Annotated in this window: 17 protein-coding genes, 1 tRNA gene and 1 pseudogene; 2 read left to right on the forward strand and 17 right to left on the reverse strand. The window is 31.7% G+C overall.

The genetic code is table 11. From position 1 onward, the window contains the following. Positions 1 to 12: 12 nt before the first annotated feature. The 6 genes from SYO3AOP1_RS00430 to SYO3AOP1_RS00455 form a co-directional block, all read right to left on the reverse strand. Positions 13 to 291: a sulfite dehydrogenase cytochrome subunit sorb gene (locus SYO3AOP1_RS00430; RefSeq protein ID WP_012458823.1), complete on the reverse strand. Its 279-nt coding sequence runs from the start codon at positions 289 to 291 to the stop codon at positions 13 to 15. Positions 292 to 308: 17 nt separating this feature from the next. After that, a complete protein-coding gene (locus tag SYO3AOP1_RS00435; protein WP_012458824.1) occupies positions 309 to 1547 on the reverse strand; it encodes a molybdopterin-dependent oxidoreductase in 1239 nt (412 codons plus the stop codon). 241 nt (positions 1548 to 1788) lie between these two features. Beyond that, positions 1789 to 2733, reverse strand: coding sequence for a thiamine-phosphate kinase (gene thiL / locus SYO3AOP1_RS00440; RefSeq protein WP_012458825.1), 945 nt, complete (start codon positions 2731 to 2733; stop codon positions 1789 to 1791). Positions 2734 to 2743: 10 nt separating this feature from the next. Further along, positions 2744 to 4282, reverse strand: a complete 1539-nt coding sequence (locus tag SYO3AOP1_RS00445; RefSeq protein WP_012458826.1) for a glycosyltransferase family 39 protein — start codon at positions 4280 to 4282, stop codon at positions 2744 to 2746. 314 nt (positions 4283 to 4596) lie between these two features. Further along, on the reverse strand, positions 4597 to 6327 hold the full coding sequence (uvrC, locus tag SYO3AOP1_RS00450) for an excinuclease ABC subunit UvrC (RefSeq protein ID WP_012458827.1): 1731 nt from the start codon (positions 6325 to 6327) through the stop codon (positions 4597 to 4599). A 276-nt stretch (positions 6328 to 6603) separates the two neighbouring features. Next, the gene (locus tag SYO3AOP1_RS00455) at positions 6604 to 7842 is read right to left on the reverse strand and encodes an IS256 family transposase (RefSeq protein ID WP_012458828.1); all 1239 of its coding nucleotides are present in this window, start codon (positions 7840 to 7842) and stop codon (positions 6604 to 6606) included. Positions 7843 to 7893: 51 nt separating this feature from the next. On the opposite strand from SYO3AOP1_RS00455, the pseudogene SYO3AOP1_RS00460 reads away from it, so the two are divergent. Then, positions 7894 to 8187, forward strand: a pseudogene (locus tag SYO3AOP1_RS00460) (transposase); the annotation flags it as partial. Positions 8188 to 8335: 148 nt separating this feature from the next. On the opposite strand, the gene SYO3AOP1_RS00465 reads toward SYO3AOP1_RS00460, so the two are convergent. The 6 genes from SYO3AOP1_RS00465 to rpsT all read right to left on the reverse strand — a co-directional run bounded on the left by SYO3AOP1_RS00465 (position 8336) and on the right by rpsT (position 14548). Beyond that, positions 8336 to 9103: a TatD family hydrolase gene (locus tag SYO3AOP1_RS00465; RefSeq protein WP_012458829.1), complete on the reverse strand. Its 768-nt coding sequence runs from the start codon at positions 9101 to 9103 to the stop codon at positions 8336 to 8338. 4 nt (positions 9104 to 9107) lie between these two features. Continuing rightward, positions 9108 to 11006 carry an ATP-dependent zinc metalloprotease FtsH gene (ftsH, locus tag SYO3AOP1_RS00470; RefSeq protein WP_041674485.1) on the reverse strand — a complete coding sequence of 633 codons (1899 nt, stop codon included), beginning with the start codon at positions 11004 to 11006 and terminating at the stop codon, positions 9108 to 9110. Between the two features lie 21 nt (positions 11007 to 11027). Further along, the gene (locus SYO3AOP1_RS00475) at positions 11028 to 12665 is read right to left on the reverse strand and encodes an IS200/IS605 family accessory protein TnpB-related protein (RefSeq protein WP_012458831.1); all 1638 of its coding nucleotides are present in this window, start codon (positions 12663 to 12665) and stop codon (positions 11028 to 11030) included. Between the two features lie 81 nt (positions 12666 to 12746). Further along, positions 12747 to 14114: a tRNA lysidine(34) synthetase TilS gene (gene tilS, locus SYO3AOP1_RS00480; protein WP_041674636.1), complete on the reverse strand. Its 1368-nt coding sequence runs from the start codon at positions 14112 to 14114 to the stop codon at positions 12747 to 12749. An 8-nt stretch (positions 14115 to 14122) separates the two neighbouring features. Further along, positions 14123 to 14196: transfer RNA gene (locus tag SYO3AOP1_RS00485), tRNA-Met, on the reverse strand. 37 nt (positions 14197 to 14233) lie between these two features. Continuing rightward, positions 14234 to 14548, reverse strand: a complete 315-nt coding sequence (rpsT, locus tag SYO3AOP1_RS00490; protein WP_012458833.1) for a 30S ribosomal protein S20 — start codon at positions 14546 to 14548, stop codon at positions 14234 to 14236. 116 nt (positions 14549 to 14664) lie between these two features. Here rpsT and SYO3AOP1_RS00495 point away from each other — a divergent pair, with 116 nt between their 5' ends. Then, entirely contained in the window at positions 14665 to 15867 is a 1203-nt protein-coding gene (locus tag SYO3AOP1_RS00495; RefSeq protein WP_012458834.1) for a methionine adenosyltransferase, read from the forward strand. A gap of 604 nt (positions 15868 to 16471) precedes the next feature. Here the strand turns inward: SYO3AOP1_RS00495 and SYO3AOP1_RS00500 are convergent. Genes SYO3AOP1_RS00500 through SYO3AOP1_RS00520 form a run of 5 tightly spaced genes read right to left on the reverse strand, consistent with a single transcriptional unit; the run spans position 16472 to position 18579 of the window. Continuing rightward, positions 16472 to 17380: a YhjD/YihY/BrkB family envelope integrity protein gene (locus SYO3AOP1_RS00500; protein WP_012458835.1), complete on the reverse strand. Its 909-nt coding sequence runs from the start codon at positions 17378 to 17380 to the stop codon at positions 16472 to 16474. Further along, complete coding sequence (locus SYO3AOP1_RS00505) at positions 17361 to 17654, reverse strand: hypothetical protein (protein WP_012458836.1); 294 nt, start codon at positions 17652 to 17654, stop codon at positions 17361 to 17363. Before SYO3AOP1_RS00505 ends, SYO3AOP1_RS00500 begins: the two co-directional genes overlap by 20 nt. Positions 17655 to 17666: 12 nt before the next feature. Beyond that, on the reverse strand, positions 17667 to 17957 hold the full coding sequence (locus tag SYO3AOP1_RS00510; protein WP_012458837.1) for a hypothetical protein: 291 nt from the start codon (positions 17955 to 17957) through the stop codon (positions 17667 to 17669). After that, entirely contained in the window at positions 17954 to 18184 is a 231-nt protein-coding gene (locus tag SYO3AOP1_RS00515; protein ID WP_012458838.1) for a hypothetical protein, read from the reverse strand. The genes SYO3AOP1_RS00510 and SYO3AOP1_RS00515 overlap by 4 nt, the downstream gene beginning before the upstream one ends. 11 nt (positions 18185 to 18195) lie before the next feature. After that, on the reverse strand, positions 18196 to 18579 hold the full coding sequence (locus tag SYO3AOP1_RS00520) for an OsmC family protein (RefSeq protein WP_012458839.1): 384 nt from the start codon (positions 18577 to 18579) through the stop codon (positions 18196 to 18198). Between the last annotated feature and the right edge of the window lies 1 nt (position 18580).

The following is an 18580-nucleotide window of genomic DNA, read 5'->3' on the forward strand; positions in this document are numbered from 1 at the left end:
AAACCTCCCTAATTATTTGTTTATTCCGTAGTTCTTGACAAGATAGTCAATTATCTTTTTTGAATCTTCTTTGCTTATTGGCGCACCAAGTTTAATCATTTTATCTAATTCTGCTTCCCAACCTTTTTTGTCTAAAAACATTGAATTCATTATAATATAGTCAACACTATGGCACGCAGAGCAGTAAGCTTGAGCCAACTCTTTATTTTTTCCTTCTTTTAATACCAAATTTTCTTCTCCGGCATAAGATATAGAAAATATTGTTAATATAATTGTAATAAATTTTTTCATTTTTAACTACCTCCTGATTAAATGACTTTTATATTTATTTTTTGAATAGCGTTATAACCATATCCATGAGGCTCCCATATTGCTTTTATTGGCTGTGTTTGTCCGATGCTGTTTGTAGCCTTTACCATGATTGTGTAGTTTCCTTTTTTATTAGGCTTAAACACATAACTAAACTGTCTCCATGAAAACTTGCCATAATCTTTATCTAATTGTGCCTCTACCCATGTTTTTCCACCATCTACAGAAACTTCTACCATTTTAATTCCATAACCACCATCCCATGTTAAACCTTTTACTTCTATTGGCTGACCTAATTTGAATACTTGCCCTTTTTCTATGTTTGTGATAATGGAGTTTATTGTTACCTCTGTTATAGGCATATCTTCCGAGTTCATCTGAGATAAAAATCTTTCCCTTATTGGAAATTTGTCGACAGAAACCCTGTAAGCGTTTTTCATCCAGAAATTATCTAAAGGAGTAGAGATTACCGTTATATCGGTTAAATGCTTAATCCAATAAGTCGCTGTCCAGCCAGGAACTACAAGCACGAGAGGATATCCATTTAAATATGGAATCGGCTCATCGTTCATCTCATAGGCAACCAATACCTCTTCTTGCGTAGCTTTCCAAACAGGAATACTTTTTACAAAATCAGGAGTTGTTGGCATAAGACCAGACTCAGCACCATTAAAGGCAACTTCAAGAGCGTTAGCCTTTAATCCGGCTTTATTTAAGATATCTTTTAATCTTACACCTTTCCATTTAGCATTTCCCATAGCTCCGTATCCCCATTGTACTCCGGGTACATGAGGATTAAATAAACCTCTCATATTTCCAGAACATGCTTTAAGGGCTACAATCTCAACTTGTTCAAATTTTGTTTTTAAGTCTTCCATTGTAAGTTCTAAAGTTTTTTCTACAGCATCTCCAGTGATTTTGAGCTTCCAAGTTTTTTCATCAATATCTTGTGGTATATTTGCAAGATGGTATCTAACAAAGAAAACATCATTTGGAGTAAAGATTTCATCAAAGTATTTAAATGGAGTCTCGTAGTTTGGAGCTCTGAAGGCCTTTTTTATCAAAGGTTTTTTTCCGGGTAAAGCTTCTAAAATTTGCTCTTTAATCGTTCCATCCAGAAGTAAATCTGCCGCAGGTCCTAAGAGAGATTTATCAACTTGAGCAAACAGTTCCTTTGGAAGGAGTAAACCGGTTGCTGTCATAAGCAGTCCTTTTTTCAATAATTCTCGTCTGTTCATGTATAGCCTCCTTAATAAACATTGCTTAACAATCTACACAAATGGTAAGGCAAAATCAAATTTAAAATTTAAATAGAGATATTTAAGAAATCTATAAAGTGAGTAATTTCTTAGGGTGAGAAATTAGTGATTTTTATAAAAATTTTGATAAGGAGATCCTTCGGTCTAAAGTCCTCAGGAGGATGACAGGAAGAGTAATAATAATATCATTCTAATTTTGCGAGCAATCCCCCCTTACTTCTCACTTTTTAAAATGGTCAAAGCTTTTTTTATTCAATTCCACTATCTTGTCACCTTCTTTTAGAAATACTCCAAATCCTTCTTCTGTATAACCAATTTCTATTAAATCTAAATCTTTTTCAGAAATTAAAGCTACTTCATACTCCTCACCACTTGTTAGGATATAATCTAATGGGTCTTTTCCATACTTTAAGCAAAACTTTTTTAAGTTTTCATCTATTTTTAATTTTTCTTTTTCAATAATGATTTTTACATTGCTTTTTTTAGAGATATGACTTAAATCTGAAGTCAAGCCGTCGCTAATGTCTATACATGCTGAAGCTTGTTTGATTTTTTCTATCAAGTCTATCCTTGCTTTTGGTCTGTAATGTTTGTTGATTAAAGCGATTTCAAAGTCTTCATACTCTTGTTTATCCATTAGAATAAGTTCTAAGCCTGCTTTACTGCATCCAAGGTTGCCGGATAGATAAATTTTTTGATTTGGTTTAGCCGCAGACCTTGAGATAAATTTTTCAGTCTCTCCTGCCATTGTCATATCTATCATGATTTGATTTGAAGATGAACAATTGCCGCCGATTGTATAAAAACCGTAATAATCCTGTGCTTCTTTGATTCCAAGATAAACTTTTTCAATAAAGCTGTATTCTAAATCCTTTGGTAGTGCCAAGGATAATAAAGCCCATCTTGGTAAACCACCACAAGCAACCACATCACTAACGTTTGACGTTGCAAGCTTCCAACCTAAATCTTCTGGTTTGATTTTACCTTTTAAAAAATGTGAGTTTTCAACTTGAATATCAACAGTAAACAAAATCAACTTACCATTTATATTTACACATGCACAATCATCGCCATAACCAACTAACACATCTTTATCATGTATTGGCAGTATCTGGTTTAATCTCTCTATCAGTCCAAATTCGCCAATTTGATTTATCCTTTCCATAGGTCCACCCTCAATTTGAAATCAAAACCGATACTGAATTTTCAAACAAATCTTTTTTTTGAATGATAACTTTTAAGTCTTTAATGTCTTTCAACTCTTCTAAATACTCATCCCTTGTTAGGATATAAACTCTGCCTGATTTAATAAAATTTTCAACATCTTGCTTAGAGTTTAAAGGAATTATCTTCTTCTTTAAGTAAAAAGAAAAAGCTGGATTGTATCGTTTATAATAGCCTACGGGTCTGTCTTTTTCCATGTAATTTAGTATAATTCTAACTGATGAGTATTTGTCAATCTCTGGCAAAATAACTGTGTAAAGTGTAATGCTCATTGCAACGCTTGAAATAAAAAGAGAAAGAACAACCTTTTTAATATCCTTGAAGTAGATTAAAGCAAACAATCCACCAGCTGCCAAAATAAGAAAGTAAAAACTGTAATTTGCAAGTAGATATAGATTTTTGTCATTCTTTAATGTTGTGTATAAAACAAAAGGCAGTGATGCTGTAAAGATAAGATAAAAGATTAAAGAAAATAGATAGTTTCTAATCTTTAAAAGCGTAAGAGATAGAAGTATTGCAAAAGCTGGATATACGGGCACTGTGTAGTTTGGCAGTTTTGTTTTAGAAATGCTAAAAAATCCTGTGTATATTAATACTATCAGACCTAAGTAAAGGTAATCTGGATTTAGTCTGTTTTTGATAGTCTCTTTGACCGATTGGTAAGTAAAAATGCTAAATGGAAGCATTCCGATAAGAACGAAAATGATTGTAATTAGAAATATTCCCCCGTGTCCTTCCATTGAGTCTGTAAATCTACTAATGTTGTGCTTTAAGAAAAATTCTTTCGTCCATTGAAAGTTTGTTTCTATGCTAACTAATATATACCAAGGAAGAGATATTAAAGCTGTTAAAATTAAACCTTTATGAAGTTTCAAGCTTTTAATGGCTGATATGCTTTTTTTTACTGAAAATAAAAACGCAAAAATTATAAAAAATGGTAAAACAATCGCAACTATTCCTTTTGCTAACATCCCAAAGCCAAGGGCTGTGTATAAAGTCCAAAGATATTTTTCTTCTTTGAATTTATAAAAAAGATAAAAATTAAAAAATGCCAAGTTTATGAAAAATATCAAATACGGGTCTGGAACTGCCATATGAAATTGAAAAACAAAATGCAGTGATGAAATCAGAACAATGGCTGATAAAATGGCTGTTTTTGTGCTAAATATTTTTTTTGCAAAGAAGTATGTAATCATTACCGTTAAACTTCCAAAGACTGATGAGAAAAATCTTGCTGAAAATTCACTTACTCCAAAGATAAGATAAGAAAGCATCATAAAGTAATAATGTAGTGGAGGCTTGTCTGTTCTAAGTTCGTAGTTGAATGTTGGGACAATGAAGTTTTTAGATTCTAACATCTCTCTTGCACAGGATGCGTTTTTTGCTTCATCAAGACTGAAAATTGATACTCCGCCGATGTTTAAAGAAAATAGAAAAAAAGAAAATAAGCCTATCAATATGAGATTGTAATCTATTTTTTTAGTATCCAAACAAAGGCTCCGGAGAAATCTTTAAAATCTTTGATTTTGAGTTTGGAAGGTATTATAGCATATTTTAAAGAAAGATAAAAAGTCGCTACAGAGGATGTTCTAAAATTCCTGCAGGTTGTATAAATGTATGTGTAAAATAAGTTTTCTTTCCTTGTCATCCTGAGGACTTTTGTCTGAAGGATCTCCTCTTTTATTGTTATTTGAAAGAAAGAGAAGGACGAAAATGAGATTCTTCGCTTCGCTCAGAATGACGATGTTGGTTTTTGGCAGACTCACGGGCAATTAATGAATCGTCTTTACTCATTTTTTCTAAGCTACAACTTTAAATACTCTTTTATCTTTTGACTTACAGATGTAGGAATTCCAAGCTTTTTTAACTCTTCGTCGCTTGCCTTTAAAATATTGTCCAATGTTTTATAAGTCCTGTATAAAATTTCCTTTCTTTTTTCACCTATACCTTCAATGTTATCAAGAACGCTTTTTAAACCTTCCTTTTCTCTTAATTTTCTGTTGTAAGTAATGGCAAATCTATGAGCTTCATCTCTGATTTTTGTAAAGAATTTTAAAAGCTCTTGATTTTCAAACAATCTAACTTCTTTTCCGTCATCTGTATAGATAATTTCCTCTTTTTTTGCTATCGAGAAGACTCGGAGATTTTCAAGCCCAAGCTCTTGTCTTACAGCCAATCCTTGGCTTAGCTGACCTTTTCCGCCATCTATTAAAACAAGCTCCGGCGGATTATCCATCTCTTTATATCTTCTAAATCTACGTGTTAAAACTTCTCTTAATGATGCAAAATCATCTATATAATTAACCGTTCTAACTCTAAACCTTCTGTACTCTTTTTTATTCATGCTTCCATTTTCCCAAACAACGCAAGAACCAACGGTAAACTTTCCATCAAGATGGGAAATGTCAAAACATTCTACCCTGTTTGGAAGGCTAAAGCCAAACACTTTTTCAAACTCTGATTTAAGATTTTCTATGTTTTCTATGTTTATGTTTCTTTTTATAAAGCCTTCCACCTGCTCTGGCAGAAAAGTAAGTATTTCAACTTCTTTATTTTTTGCTTTTAAAAGCCATTGTTTTAGATTTTCTAAGTCTTCTAAATCTTTATTTGTGATGATTGTTTTTGGTATGTATGTGTCTTTACTGTAATAATCAGTGATGATGGCTGTTTCATTACCTTCTTCAAACTCTTCATTTTGAACCTTCAACTCATCCTTTCCAACTATTCTATTTCCTCTTACGATAATCAGATAAGCTCTACTTCTTGAAAAGTAAAAAATATCAGCCTCTTCAACGCCAACACCTATAACTTCTTGTTTCTTTATTGTCATCTCAATAGCTTTGATTTGGTCTCTAATGACTGCTGCTTTCTCAAACATCAGCTTGTTTGTATAGTCATTTACTTTGTCGTAGAGTTCATAAATAACATTTTTAACATTTCCGGATAAGAAAGCTTTAGCAACCTTTGCATCTTCCTTGTACTCTTTCATAGATATTTTATCTGCACAAGGACCGGAACAAAGCCCAAGATGGTAATCAAAACATACTAAGCTTCTTTTTGGCAGTGGGTCGCAGGTTCTTAATTTAAACAGTTTATGAATTAACTCTTTCATAGCTCTTGCAGTTCTTGCAGGAAGAAAAGGTCCGAAATACTCTCCTTTTATCTCTCCAAACTTTCTGCTGATTTTAACAGTGGGATACTCCTCATCTGTGATAACAAGCATAGGATAGCTACTTCCTGATTTTAATCTTACATTATATTTTGGCTTGTACTGTTTGATAAGTTCATTTTCAAGGACGAATGCTTCGTAATCTGATTTTGTTATTATCCATTCTATACTTGAGCTTTCTTTAAAAATTTTTCTTTCTTTTGGGTCTACTTTTAACTGCTGATAATGATTTTTTAGGCGATTTTTTATATTTACAGCTTTTCCGATGTATACGTATTGCTTTTTACTATCTTTAAACAGATAAACACCTGGCTCTTCTGGTGCTTTATTTATAAACTCTAACGCCCAATTAAAATTTTTATTCATGATAAATAATTTAACGATTTGGTTTTAAATAGTCAAGTTGATGCATTAAGGGTGTTGCAAAAAATTTAAGATTTGATATACTATCATTTTGCATTTGTGATAAGAAATACTATTTTTGCGTTTTCTGTCATCGTATATTAAATATACCAAAATTTTTTAAACTATAAGAGAATAAGTTTTATAATAATTATAGACATGGGAGAAAAAAAGAAGGACAGATCAAGTGTTTGTCATTGGTCTTTTAAGACCGCTGTAGAATGTTTTAGACGAGACTTGTCAATAATTTTGTGTCTGGATTGAAAACTTTTTATTAAACAATTGTAAAATTTCATAAGAGACTCCTTTAAAAGCAGGTATAGGCTTTTTCCATTTTCCATTCTTTAAATTGTCTCTTTGTATAAGCAGATTTATCTCAAGAATGTCCACAGATTGAAAATATCCACCTAAATTTATTCTTACCTTTTCTATCATGCTATTAACACTTTCAACTGGATTTGTTGTGTATATGTGCTTTCTTAGATTTTCTGGATATTTTAAAAAACATAAGTATCTCTCTTTGTTAGATTGAATATGTTTTATAAAGCTTGGATATTTAGACTTAAATCTACCGCATAAATCATCTAATTTTTCTAATCCATCTTCATAATCTAAGCTGTTTTCTTTTATGTTTTTCAGTTCTTTGTTAAATACTTGTGAATCTTCTTTATCCATCTGATTTCTAACGTTTCTTTGTAAATGGACTAAACATAGCTGATGGTCTGTATAAGGAAATAGTGTTTCTATGGCTTTTGTTATCCCAGGAAAATCATCACTTACTATAAGCATTACCCTTTTTAGTCCTCTATCTATTAAATCATTGAATACTTTTATCCAGTCTGCTTTGTTTTCACTACTGAAAAATGTGTAAAATCCAAATATATCTTTATTTCCTTGTAAATCTATTCCAAGAACTACATAGACAGAAGCCTTTCTGATTTTGTTTTTCTCTTTTATATCACAGTGATATGCGTCTATATACAGTACAAATGCATCCGATGGAAGCTCTCTTGTTTTAAAATCATTAAGTCTTTCTATAAGCTGTTTTTTGATTGCATCCATATGTTGTTTTGAGTAGTTTAAGCCCAAGCTTTTTAATGTAGAATCTATCTTGCTTTCTGAGTATCCATTGGATACCAAACTCATAAGAAGGTCTATATAATCTTCATTAACTCTTTTATAAGGGTCAGGTAATATTTGTGGTCTAAATTTACCCTTTCTATCTCTTGGGACATTTATGTTAAGCTTGAAAGAACCAGTATTTAGGCTTCTTTCATAATATCCGTTTGCTTTGTTGTCTTCATCATTTTCAAGGAAGAAATTTCTTTCCTGATTCATAATCAGTTCCACAACAGATTCTAAAAGCTTTCTTATACCTATCTTTTCTTCTTGAGTTGTTATACCGTTTGGGAAAAGTTCTTTTACTAATTCTTCGGTAGATCTGTCTAATATTTTTTCAAAGTATTCTTTCTTATCCATTACTACTCCTCCTTATAATTTTATTTAGACACAACATTATTTTAACTCCCAAAAGATATATCGAGTTTTATAGGAATCAGTCCGGGTATACATGAAAGTGGAACGAGTGTAAAGAAAAGTGGTTCAATAAAAAAGATGGGAAATCCATATGCAAGGAAAATATTATACATGGCAGCATTATCAGCAATAAGGTTTAACAAATACTGCAGAGAATTATACGAAAGATTAGTAAGTAAAGGTAAGGCTAAAAAGTTAGCATTAGTGGTTGTAGCACATAAGTTATTAAGGCAAGCATATGGTGTATTAAAAAGCAGAAGACCATTTGATGAAAATTTTTGCACTTGACATTTAACATAGAACATCCTGAGCGTTAGCGAAGAATCTCCGCCTTTTACCCAATTTCTCATCCGAAGTATATTATTTATATAATTCAAGAAGATCGCAAACCTTTCGAATTCTCAACCAAAACAAAAAAGATTTGCTATATCAAAAATTATTGAACTGATTTATTATTAAATTTTAACAATCTTTTTGCGTTTTCATCGGTAATTTTTTCTAACTCACGTGATGAGATTCCAAGAAGATTTGATACAAACTCTAAAGTGTAAAATATATTTGATGGTTTATTTGGCTTGCCTCTTACTTTTTGCGGAGCTAAAAAAGGACTATCTGTTTCTAATAACAATCTATCTAAAGGAACTTTTTTAGCTATTTCTCTCAAATTATCAGCTTTTGGATACGTTATATTTCCTGCAAAAGAGATGTAAAAGCCCATATCTAAAGTTGCTTCCATTAGTCTTAAGCTACCGCCAAAGCAATGCATTATTCCGCCACTTTCAAATGGTGCATATTCAGATAGTATTCTTTCAGTGTCAGCATCCGCTTCTCTGCTATGAATGATTATTGGAAGTTTTAACTCTTTTGTAAGTTCTATTTGTAATCTAAAAAATTTTTCTTGTAAATTTTTTGGAGTTTTGTCTCTATAAAAATCTAATCCACATTCTCCAATGGCTATAACTTTACTGTTGTTTTTATATAGTTTTGCTAAATTTTCTATATCTTTTTCGGATATATCACCTATGTCGTAAGGATGGTATCCTATCGATGCATAAACATTGTCAAATTTTTTTGTAAATTCTATAGCTTCATAAATCTCCCGTTTATCACAGCCAATGGTGAGCAGGTAGTCCAACCTGCCCACGCTCTCTAATACATCCTCTTTTGAGGAAAGCATATCTAAGTGACAATGGGTGTCTATCATCTTATTATGCTGGCGCTGGAAGTTCTGCAGGTGGAGTTTCCGAACTTGAAGAATCTGTTATTGTAACTACGCTTTCAAACTTTCTGCATCTATTTAATACTGGAACACCGTACTCTTTTAAAATCGCAAACATTTCTTCACAAGTTATCGTTTCCTTATCAAGTAAAAGCTGAACCACCGCCACAACGGCATCCTTATAGCTTTCTATTATGTTTTTAGCTTTTTGATAAGATTCTCTTAATATTTTGTTTACCTCTTCATCTATTTTTCTTGCAGTTTCTTCACTAATTTCCGGTCCTTGGTTTCCAAAGAAAAATCCACCACTTCTGTTTGTAGAAACGTGTATTGGTCCTATTTCATCACTCATTCCCCAAGCTGCAACAATCCTATAAGCCAATTCTGTTGCTCTCATTAGGTCATTTTCAGCACCTGTTGTAATTCCATCTTTTCCATAAAATACCTCTTCTGCTGCTCTTCCTCCAAAAAGCTGTAAGATTCTTGCCATCAGATCTTTTTTAGAGTAGAGATGCTTGTCTTCTTCCGGAAGATTGACAGTTACACCGAGAGCAGCACCTCTTGGAATTATAGAAACTTTATGCAATGGGTCAGCTTCCTCCAACATTACTCCAACTACTGCATGACCAACTTCATGGTATGCTATTTTTTCTTTTTCTTTTTCTGTTATTGCCATTCCCTTTCTTTCTAATCCCATCATAATTCTATCTAATGCATCTTCTAATTCCTGCATGCCCACTTTTTCTTTATTTCTTCTTGCTGCAAGAAGTGCTGCTTCATTTATAAGGTTTGCAAGGTCTGCACCCGAAAATCCGGGTGTTCCTTTTGCTATTGTCATTAAATCCACATCTTCGTCAAGTGGTATGTTCTTTTTATTTACGTGAACTTTTAGTATCTCATATCTTCCTTTTACGTCCGGCTTTGGAACAGAAATCTGTCTGTCAAATCTTCCTGGTCTAAGTAATGCTGGGTCAAGAATATCTGGTCTGTTTGTCGCCGCAATTACTATTATTCCTTCATTTGTATCAAATCCATCTAATTCAACAAGTAACTGGTTTAATGTTTGCTCTCTTTCATCATGACCACCACCAAAACCGACACCTGATCTTGCTCTACCTACTGCATCGATCTCATCTATAAATATTAAACATGGAGCATGTTTTTTTGCAGTTTCAAATAAATCTCTAACTCTTGCAGCACCAACACCAACAAACATCTCAACAAAATCTGACCCTGATATAGAAATGAAAGGAACGTTAGCTTCCCCGGCTATAGCTTTAGCCAATAATGTTTTACCAACGCCTGGGTCTCCATAGAGTAATATTCCTTTTGGTGCTCTACCACCAAGTTTTTGATATCTTGATGGGTCTTTAAGATATTCTATTAACTCTTTTACTTCCTCTTTTACTTCATCCATTCCAGCAACATCATCTAGTTTTACATTAGGCTTTTCTTCTAAATATAGCTTTCCTTTACTTTTTGCAAATGAAAATGCCCTATTTGGACCACCAGACATCTGTCTCATCATAAAAATCCAAAGACCAATAAAAAGCAGTATTGGCAACCAAGAAACTAATAAAGTTAAAAACCAATTGCTGCTTTCACTTGGTAATACTTTTATCTGCACACCATTTTCAGATAAAATATCATAAAGTCTTGAATAGCCGGATGGAACTATAGTTTCAACCTTTTTCCCATCTTCTGTAACAGCTATAAGCTCTTCTCCTCTTATTGTGGCTTCTTTAATATTTTTCTCATTTACCATATTGATGAATTCAGTAAAAGGAACCTTGTTATCAACAAGCTGTTTTGAACCAAACATATTGAAAGCCAAAATCATCATAGCACCGATTAAAAACCATATCAATAAACTTCTTGTTAGTTGCAACTTTGTACCTGGTCAACCAAACTATGCAAATCTTGCACAGCTTGGGTTGGGGTATTTGTATTCCGCCTTTTCAGACACTTCCGTCCCCAACAGGCGGTATTTTGGAAGTGTCATAGTCCCTGTCCCAAGTACAGGAGCTAACCTATTAGCCACTACTGTCCAATCCTTTGAAACGATTACACGCTTCAAAGGAGAAAAATCTCTGTAAGACTTTTCAAGACAGCAGAAGGCTAAGGCTATGGAGAGAACTTGCCAGCTTTTATGTCTGCTTGTAGGCAGACCCCTCACCTGTTCCTTCCGTCGGTTGACAGGTTGTCGGGAAGATGACTCACTCTTTCCACTTTCTAAATATTTCTGCAATGTTTTTAAACTCTTTCTGAGTTTTGCTAATTTACTTTTTAATCCATTTCTCTTATACTCATTCTTCTCTTCTTTTAGATCTTCTTTTAGTCTTTTAATATCGTCTTCAATTTTTGCTATAGTGTATGATAGAAAGTCAGCATCATTTAATAGTTCTTTGTAATTTTTAGGTAATTTCTCTTTATATCCTAATCCTCTTCTTGCTATTACATAAGCTCCTGCTATGTCTTTGTCTATGTTGTATTGTGGTGCATATTTTAGCTTTCCAATTACTGATGTATATGCAGGATTAACTTTTCTTATTTCTATCCCGTTTCTCTTTGCCAGTATTTCTATTTTGTCTAATAATCTTTTATAGCTCCATTTTTGTAGTCTTCCTCTTAATTTGGCAAATCCGTCCCCTCTTTTGCCTTTTGGTAGTTTCTTTAAGTTTTCAATAGTAATAGCTTTATTCTCTTCCTTTGCTATCTCTATTATCTTATGTGCTATTTGCCATTCTAAATACTGTCTTTTTTCTGAGTTTACTTCTAATAATTCGTTTAAACTAATACTTTGATATTTCTCTAAATTTCCATCTTTACTTGCAAAAGCTAATGCTAAATGAAATGGATATGCGTTTACATCTATGCCTATTATTCCATTATCTCTTTTAATCGTGATAGGTGGTAGTTTTTCATCGATGGATATAAAGGCGTATACATTACCGTTTTTTACTTTTAGTCTGACTGGGTATGGAAACCACTCTCCGTATTTATATGCATTTTCAAGCATAAACATAAACTCTATCCATTTATCTTTTTCTCTTTTAACGTCTCTAACTACTTTTGCGTAAATATATTGCCTATCTCCTGTGTTTATTCTCAAGTATAACTCATTATTAATCCACTGAAATCTTAAATTCAGATTTCCTTGTTTAGACTTATCTCCTGTTGAGTATAAATTTCCTTGCCTGCTTTCTTTCCATTTTGTTTTTAATTCCTTTCTTCTTTTTCCTGTTAAATGGTTTTTCTTTAGTTGTTCAAATGATTTCCTTGAACCAAATATAAGCTTTTTTGGATTTTGTTCTCTTTCTTTGCATGACGTAATTATTGACTGTGCTAAAAATATAGCATCATCTGAGTATCTTGTGTTTATGTTAAATAGTCTTGATAATTGCTTTTTTAAATCTTTTCTTTTTTCGCCTTCTAATAATCTTTGGTATGCATATCTCATGGCAGATGAAAATCTACACATTAAATCTAATACAATCTCTTTATCTTGCATATTTTGGAATTCAAGTAAGCATTGCAGAGTTATCATTTCTCAATCTCTCTCTTTTTTATTATTTACAACTTACACTTTTTGTTTTTGTATTTTTGTTATACATCTTTTTATACTTTTTTACAGAAAATAGCAATTGTTGTGAACCTCCTTATATCTAAAACAAATAACTTTCGTTGAATTTTCTGAAACTGGATAATATCCAGACCTTTTGTATCCAATTATCCATAGTATTTTATTATTATACACCAAAAGGGGTATGCTATCTCTCACATATTTTGGAATTTTTAAATCAATAAAAACATCTTTTATTTTTTTTTCCGTCTTTCTATTAAAAGGTAAAAATCTATCTCCTTCTTTTCTTGTTCTAATTTCCAAAATACTATCCTCTGGCAAATCAAAACATTCTGTATTATTATCTTTTTTAAAGTCTTTAGCGTCGATTACATAGCTTTCTAATTCCATACAAAACTCTTTTAAGAAAATTTTCTGACCAACTTTTAATTTATATTCTATTTGTAAATTTTCCATATTTTCAGATGTTGAAATTTCAAGTTTATCGTATGTTTTTACAACTTTAATATCTCTTGAAATTTTTATCTCTTTTTGTCCTTGTTTATCTAAAATTTCCATTAGGTTTAAAATTTGCTTGTAAGATGGGTAAGTATCAGTGTTTTCATATATCCATTTAATTAAAAGTCTATATTTCAAAGCGTTTGGAAGCTTATTAATAAAAGATAAGTCTAATAAATTTTTATTATCAAGTTGGGAATAATATTCCTCCGTTAACTTGTCTAAATAGAATTCATCAAAATATGATAATTGAGATAAATTTAACATTGAATTTTCTAAATCTGGATTGATTTTTTTCAAAATTGGTATAACATCTAAACGAACTTGATTTCTTAAATACTTCCTTGAAAAGTTTGACTGGTCTATTAAATATTCCAATCCGTTTTTTTGGCAATATTCTTCAATCTCTTCTTTTGTGATTAGATATAATGGTCTTATTATATTGTTTTCTTTTGGACGAAAACCCTTTAGTCCTCGTTTATTTCCTTGGATGAACCAAAGAACTATAGACTCTGTTAAATCTGAAAGATGATGTCCTGTTGCTATTTTATTTAGATTTTCTTTTTGAAGAATTTCATTGAAAAATTTATATCTCTCTAACCTTCCTGCTTCTTCTACAGAAATTTTTTGCTCTCTAGCAACCTTTTTAACATCGGCTTTCTTAACATGAATTTTTAAACCAAGGCTACTGGCAAACTTTTCGCAAAATTCTTGGTCTTGGTCTGACTCTTTTCTTAGAGTATGATTTAGATGTGCAAGCTGAATTTTTGCTATATTCAAAGTTTTTTGGAATTTTAGCAGTAGATTGGTCAAAACTAATGAATCAGGACCACCTGAGAATGCTATAAGAATTTTATCTTGGTTTTCAATAAGATTAAATTTTCTAACAGCTTTTAGAAATTTGCTTTCAAGCATAGTCATAATGGCGGTACAGGGATTCGAACCCCGGACACCACGGATATGAGCCGTGTGCTCTAACCAACTGAGCTATACCGCCAGTTTTTTTTATATAATATTTTATTTAAGATTTAAAATTATGCAACCTGTTGTGTTTTTTCTAAAGCTGCTTTTATTCTTTTAGCTGCTCTTGAAACTCTTCTTGCAGCTTCATTTTTATGAATAGCTCCTTTAGCTGCAGCCCTGTATGCAAGTTTTTGACATAATGGCAAGTACTTAGATGCTGCCTCCGGACCTTCTTTTTTAAGAACTGAATAAAGCTTTTTGAATGCAGTTTTCATTCTTGAAATATGATATCTATTTTCAAGTCTTCTTCTTTCAGCAACTCTAACATTTTTCTTTACTCTTCTTTTGTGCTTCTGTTTCTTTGGTGATAATACAGCTTTAGCCATTTAATCCTCCGTCTTAAAAAATGTAGATAAATATTTTAACCTGTTTAATTAAAATTTGCAAGCACATTTAAAATATGGTAATTTAATATTCTTAAAATTTTTCAGGAGGTAAAAGATTGGCAAATATTAACGTCGGAATTTTAGAGTTTGAAAAAGTAAGTCAGCAACCTGTAGAAATTGTAGAAAGAAAAGGGACAGGACATCCTGACACAATATGTGATGCATTGGCAGAAGAATTGTCAATAGCATTATCTAATCTATACAGAGAAGAATTTGGAGCAATCATGCACCACAACGTTGATAAAGCCTTACTGATTGGTGGAATTGCAGACCCACAATTCAAAGGCGGAAAAATTATTGAGCCAATAGAAATATATTTAACCGGAAGAGCGATTGATGAAAAAGGAAATAAAAAATTACCGGTAAAAGAGTTGGCTATAGAGACAGCTCACAGATGGTTAAAAGAAAACATTCCTAACTTAGACATAACTAATCATGTTATTATTCATCCAAAATTAAAACCTGGTAGTAAGGATTTAGTTGAACTCTTTGAAAGATTTCAATTAAAAGGTGAAATTCCTCTTGCCAATGATACATCTTTTGGCGTTGGATTTGCTCCGTTTTCTGATATAGAAACAATCGTTTATGAGCTTGAGAGAGCTTTAAACAGCAAGGAGTTTAAAAAAGAACATCCATATGTTGGTGAAGATATTAAAATTATGGGTGTTAGAAACCATGATAACATCAGAATAACAATAGCTATGGCTTTCGTTGATAAGTATGTTAATGATGTTAAAGATTATGTTGAGAAAAAGGAAATTGTTACCAATTATGCTTACTCAATAGCTCAAAGATTAACAACCAAACATGTTGATATATTTATAAATACAGCGGATGATATAGATAATGAGTCTGTTTATATAACTGTTACCGGAACATCTGCAGAAGCTGGTGATGATGGTCAGGTTGGAAGGGGTAATAGAGTTAATGGCTTAATCACTCCTTACAGACCAATGAGCTTAGAAGCTGCTGCTGGTAAGAACCCGGTATCTCATATAGGAAAAATATACAATACTGCAGCAATGGATATGGCAGAAAGAATCGTTGCAGAGATTGAAGAAGTTGAAGAGGCTTACTGTTATTTAGTTAGCCAAATTGGTAAACCAATCACTGAACCACAAGTTTGTGATGTTAAATTAAGAGTAAATGGCGATTTAAATAAAATAAAAGAAAAAGTAATGAAAATTGCACAAGAAGAATTGGATAAACTTCCTTCTACATGGCAAAAATTCTTAAATAGACATTTTAGATTGTATTAATTTTAAGATTTCAAGATAACCTCTCGCTATTGTGTTAAAATGTAGCGAGGGGGGTTTTTTATTTTATATTGACTTAAGTTGCTGCCCTCTTTTATGATAGAATGTGCTAAAAATGATGGATACATCGGGCGGGAAATTTAGTAAAAGTAGAAGATTAATCGTCGCTGCATAATGACAAAAAAGCAACCGTTAACGTATGATGTGTACGGGCAATTCATGAATTGCTTTCACTTTTGTTGTCATCCTGAGGACGTGAGTCCGAATGATCTACTCTTTTAAAGAAAGTAGGTAGGTAAGTAAGAATTGCCCATACAATGAGTAAGTGAGAGGTAAAAGGAAAGAGATTTTTCGCACAACTGCGGAATGACGATGTTGAATTTTGTAGGCAGCCACGAAAGAGTTAGGAGTAAGAAATAATAGCTTAGTTTATAAATACGTCGGATTATAAATTTAGTAAAATTAGGAGATTCTTCGCTTCGCTCAGAATGACAGCATTAGGCGGTTTTGTCATCCTGAGGACGTGAGTCCGAAGGATCTCATTATCTAAATTTTATAAAAATCCTAATTTCTCACTTAAAGTAATCTACTAATCATTTATACAGATCTAAACTTTCTCTAAGTAATAAATCATTCTCTCTCCAATCAATAAAATATCGAAACATAACTTTACCCATATAATAAATGTAAAGATAGAACCCATGGTTAAATAAAGAGGATTGGTTGAAAGAAAGTTTAAAATTAAAAAAGTAAATGCAATTTTTAAAAGAAACATGATTATGCTTATAAAAATTGAAATTGTTAAAACATGTTTAACAAAACTCTTGCTTTTTTCTTGGACAGGCGTAAAAAAGTAGTAAATAAGCCATATTATAAGAGCGAAAATCAATATTTCAGAAAGATTTAAAATTATCTGAAGCAAACCTAATTTATTATTGATGAATTCAAGGAAATTTTTAATTCTTTCGATAAAAAGAATGTCTTTACTTACACCAGAAGAAATTTTTTCTATATTAGAAAATAAAAATTTTACAATGAATAAAAAAACATAGAAGATAAGAATTAATGTAACCAAAAAAGGTAAGGCTAACATGGATATAATTAAAATTACTTTACCTTCGGCAACCTTTGCCTCGTATATATAACTAAAAGCTTGAGATATAGCTACAAACAGGTCTTTTGAAAAAAATATAGAAAGAAGAATAGTTATAACGATAGACTTTTGAGCAACTTGAGATTGTGAGAGTTTTAAAACAGTATTCAAAAAACTTTCTGCAGAATTAGGGAAGATTTTATAAAGTATGAAATAAATTTCAGAAATATTGATAATTGCAATTAAAGAAATTACAGATATTATGAAAAATAATAAAGGAAAAATTGTCATTAAGAAATAGAATGTCAAGGCTGAAGAATGGTAAGCGTAATTATTTGCTATATAGTCTTTTAGTGATAGATACAGAATTTTAAAAGGGGTTTTTACAACCCCTACCTTGTTATTAACTTTCTGCTTTAACAACTTCTTCTAATTTTTTAACTTTCTCTTCAATTTCAGCTAAAGTTTTTTCTTTTTCTTCTTTTGTTAAAGTTTCTTCTTTTTTGATTAAAGAAGTTAATCTTTCAATTAAATCATTAACCGCTGTTTTTGCTTTTTCTGTAAGCTCGGCTTCTTTTAGGCTTTCTTGGATTTCTGATAATTTTGCTAAGATTTCATCCTTTCTTTTGTATGCAAAATATGCTCCTACTGCTCCAAGAACAGAACCTACCGCGATTAATAGTGTTGATTTTTTCATTTTACTTACCTCCTAAGATTGTAATATTTTTTCTAATTTTTTTATTTTTTCTTCTACAATATTAAGTATATCCTCTTCTTCCTCTTTTGCAACCTTTTCAGATTTATCCAAAAACGACTTTACTGATTCTATTACATCTTTTGCCTTGTCTTTGATTTCATTGGCTAAATCATTATCTTTTATTTTCTTTTCAAGATTTTCTATTTTTTCTAAAATTTCTTTTTTTCTATCAGCAACAACATATCCAAATAAAGCTCCTAAAATAAACGCTATTAACGCTAATAGAAGGTTTTTGTTTTTCATTTCCTTCTCCTAAATATTCTCATAAATCCCAAAAATCTACCCATGCCCTGAAAGCCTTGAATAAATCCTATTATTTTTGGAGAAATGGTTTTATAATCATTTCTTATATCATTAATCAAAGTCATTAATTTCATCAAAACAAGTATCCAAGCTATAGTTCTTATTAAGGCGAAAATTGCCATGAATACCATTGAAATTGCAATTATTCCTAAAAATACAGCCTCCATCTTAAAAACCTCTATACTAATTTAACTTCTATCTCTGGTGCTTTTAACATTGAGTTGCTAACCGTACAACCTCTTTTTCCAATAACAATAACCCTCTCTCTTTGTTCTGGTGTTAAATCTCCATCAAACGATACTTCTAACGTTATATGTTCATATCTATTCTCTGTTTCGTGCTTTTTACCATGAACGTTTATTTTTAATTTTGATATATTAAGTTCCTTGTGTTTTGCATAAGCATCAACTGTTATACCAAAGCAGTAGCCGATGGATATTAGCATTAAATCTGTTGCGTTGAAGGTAGTATTTGATAAATTTAAAACAAAATCTTTATTTTCCATTTTTCCTAAGAAACCTTTATCTGTTAGTTCTACTATTGCCTTTTTTTCTTCTGCCATT

This window comes from Sulfurihydrogenibium sp. YO3AOP1 (genome assembly GCF_000020325.1).
Lineage (GTDB): Bacteria > Aquificota > Aquificia > Aquificales > Hydrogenothermaceae > Sulfurihydrogenibium.

Bases quoted from the DNA above. Each gene is read 5' to 3' on its own strand.
- SYO3AOP1_RS00430 (WP_012458823.1), bottom strand. From the start codon at position 291: ATGAAAAAATTTATTACAATTATATTAACAATATTTTCTATATCTTAT.
- SYO3AOP1_RS00435 (WP_012458824.1), bottom strand. From the start codon at position 1,547: ATGAACAGACGAGAATTATTGAAAAAAGGACTGCTTATGACAGCAACC.
- thiL (WP_012458825.1), bottom strand. From the start codon at position 2,733: ATGGAAAGGATAAATCAAATTGGCGAATTTGGACTGATAGAGAGATTA.
- uvrC (WP_012458827.1), bottom strand. From the start codon at position 6,327: ATGAATAAAAATTTTAATTGGGCGTTAGAGTTTATAAATAAAGCACCA.
- SYO3AOP1_RS00455 (WP_012458828.1), bottom strand. From the start codon at position 7,842: ATGGATAAGAAAGAATACTTTGAAAAAATATTAGACAGATCTACCGAA.
- SYO3AOP1_RS00465 (WP_012458829.1), bottom strand. From the start codon at position 9,103: ATGATAGACACCCATTGTCACTTAGATATGCTTTCCTCAAAAGAGGAT.
- SYO3AOP1_RS00475 (WP_012458831.1), bottom strand. From the start codon at position 12,665: ATGATAACTCTGCAATGCTTACTTGAATTCCAAAATATGCAAGATAAA.
- tilS (WP_041674636.1), bottom strand. From the start codon at position 14,114: ATGCTTGAAAGCAAATTTCTAAAAGCTGTTAGAAAATTTAATCTTATT.
- rpsT (WP_012458833.1), bottom strand. From the start codon at position 14,548: ATGGCTAAAGCTGTATTATCACCAAAGAAACAGAAGCACAAAAGAAGA.
- SYO3AOP1_RS00505 (WP_012458836.1), bottom strand. From the start codon at position 17,654: ATGAAAAAATCAACACTATTAATCGCGGTAGGTTCTGTTCTTGGAGCA.
- SYO3AOP1_RS00510 (WP_012458837.1), bottom strand. From the start codon at position 17,957: ATGAAAAACAAAAACCTTCTATTAGCGTTAATAGCGTTTATTTTAGGA.
- SYO3AOP1_RS00515 (WP_012458838.1), bottom strand. From the start codon at position 18,184: ATGGAGGCTGTATTTTTAGGAATAATTGCAATTTCAATGGTATTCATG.
- SYO3AOP1_RS00520 (WP_012458839.1), bottom strand. From the start codon at position 18,579: ATGGCAGAAGAAAAAAAGGCAATAGTAGAACTAACAGATAAAGGTTTC.